The following is a 506-nucleotide window of genomic DNA, read 5'->3' as shown; positions in this document are numbered from 1 at the left end:
TTTATATAAAATCAGGCATTTAGTTGAAAATATGTTTTGTAGATTAAAGCAATTTAGAGGAATAGCTACTCGATATGACAAGCTCAAAAGAAATTATCAAAGTTCTGTTGCCTTAGCCTGTATATTTTTATGGCTACCGTTATAGGGTTAATTATGAACAGTAAGTGTCAACAGACCCTAAATAAAATGCAAACTGTGTAACAAAATGCTTAATTTTTGTTTTATTTTTCCTGCGATCAAATTTAACTGTTTGTTTAATTTTATTTTTTGGTCAAAAAAATCTTCAATATACGGGTTGAGAAATATAAAATTTGGTAAAAATTACAAAAAATTTATTAGCAATAATTGATTGTTTGTTTATTTTTGTTCAAAATTGGCGGAATTTTATATGAATTTTTTCTCTGTACACGACAAAAATAGATAACTCATTGAAATAATGTCATAATAATTGTTTTCTAACGACGAATACTATGACACATCTCAATGAGTTATATCTTATCTTAAAC

At 25.9% G+C, this 506-nt stretch carries 1 pseudogene; it reads left to right on the top strand.

Annotated elements, in window-relative coordinates:
• Window positions 1-164 (top strand): annotated as a pseudogene (locus WFH18_RS17725) (IS5/IS1182 family transposase); the annotation flags it as partial.
• Window positions 165-506: the final 342 nt, after the last annotated feature.

It is taken from the genome of Acinetobacter sp. USHLN143 (genome assembly GCF_037145695.1).
GTDB classification, from domain to species: Bacteria; Pseudomonadota; Gammaproteobacteria; order Pseudomonadales; family Moraxellaceae; genus Acinetobacter; species Acinetobacter fasciculus.
The sequence above is the reverse complement of the archived record's forward strand: the minus strand, read 5'-3'. Positions and strand labels throughout refer to the sequence as shown.